A 1,703-nucleotide genomic window follows, 5' to 3' on the forward strand; every position below is an offset into this window, starting at 1 on the left:
CTAAAATTCCATATTATGTAAAAACAAAAGAAATAGAAAAAATTGTAGAAATAAAAGGCTTAGATTTATTAAATGATACTAAAGATGGAAAAATATTAGTAACAGCACATATTGGGAACTGGGAAGTGGCAGGTGCAGGAGTTGCCTATTTTATTAAAAATTTGAACAGTCTGGCATATAGAATAAAAAATAAAAAGTTAAACAGATTAATTACAGAAATTCGTGAAAATTCAGGAATAAAAATAATATTTCATGACCAGCCTTTAAAAGATTTTGTGAAGGCTCTAAAAAATGGGAAGACAATTGCATTCCTGGTTGACCAGAATGCTTTGGCACATAGAGGTATTTTTGTAGATTTTTTTAACCTGAAAGCTTCAACTGTAACATTTCCAGCAAAGCTTGCTCTGAAATATAAAAAAGAAGTTTTTTTTAGTTATAACTATTACGATAAAAAAACAAATAAAATAATAGTAAACATAGAAAAGCTTTATTTTAAACCTACAGGAAACTATGAAGAAGATTTAAAAAACTTGGTTCAAACTTATACAAAAAAAATAGAAGAAGCTGTAAGAAAACATCCAGACCAGTATTTCTGGGTTCACAAAAGATGGAAAACCCGTCCTGAAGGTCAACCTGAAAACATATATTAAATTATGTTGTATTTAAGATATTTTTAACTTAAAATAAAGGTTAAAATAAAAAATTTTTTATGTTGATAAAATGTTAAATCTAATAGATAAAACCAAAAACCTAAAAGTATTATATGTAGAGGATTCTCCAGAAGTAAGACAATCTACACTGCTTCTTTTAAAAGAATTTTTTGACAATATAATAACTGCTTCAAATGGCAAAGAAGGGTTGGAACTTTATGAAAAAGGAAAGCCAGACCTGATTATAACAGATATAAATATGCCTGAAATGTCAGGCATTGAAATGATAAAAGAATTAAGAAAAAAAGATAAAGATATTCCTATAATTATAACTTCCGCACATTCAGAACTTGAGTTTTTACTTGAAAGTATAAAACTTGGAGTAGATGGATACATATTAAAACCTGTAGATTTAAACCAATTTATAAACACAATTTCAAAAGTTGTTGAAAAAGTAGTACTGAAAGAAGAATTTGATAAAACCTTAAATTTACTAAAACAATATCAAATGGCTATGGATGAGCTGTTTATAGTTTCTAAAACAGATGAAAAAGGAACAATTACATATGTAAATAAAAAATTTGAAGATGTATCTAAATATTCAAAAGAAGAACTTTTAGGAAAATCCCATAACATAATTAGACATCCTGACAATCCTTCGCAGTTTTTTAGAAATATCTGGGAAACGATAAAAGACAAAAAACAAATATGGAAAGGAATTATAAAAAATAAAGCAAAAAATGGAATTACTTACTATGTAAATACTGTAATCATGCCTATTTTAGATGAAAAAGGTCAAGTAAAAGAGTTTATATCTATAGGAAGTAATATTACAGAAATTATAAATCCTAAGAAAAAACTTATTGATTTTTTAAAAAAGAAAAGAACATATTGATAGCTATTTTCTATATAGAAAACTTTAAAGATTTAAAAAGATATATGAACTGACCTATCTTGAAGAAATTGAAGATAAATTTTTAAAGATATTTTTGGAAAATATACCTATAGAATGTCAAATAAAAGAGATTTTAATCTTGGTAATGGAAAAATAGT

Annotated in this window: 2 protein-coding genes; both read left to right on the forward strand. The window is 25.7% G+C overall.

Features of this window, described 5'->3' with window-relative positions; translation table 11 throughout:
* Window positions 1-650, forward strand: a 650-nt coding sequence (locus tag HG1285_RS02720; protein WP_008289055.1) for a lysophospholipid acyltransferase family protein, incomplete at its 5' end; no start/stop codon positions are given.
* A gap of 70 nt (window positions 651-720) precedes the next feature.
* Window positions 721-1,545 carry a response regulator gene (locus HG1285_RS02715; protein ID WP_008289056.1) on the forward strand — a complete coding sequence of 275 codons (825 nt, stop codon included), beginning with the start codon at window positions 721-723 and terminating at the stop codon, window positions 1,543-1,545.
* The last annotated feature ends 158 nt before the right edge of the window (window positions 1,546-1,703 follow it).

It is taken from the genome of Hydrogenivirga sp. 128-5-R1-1 (assembly GCF_000171895.1).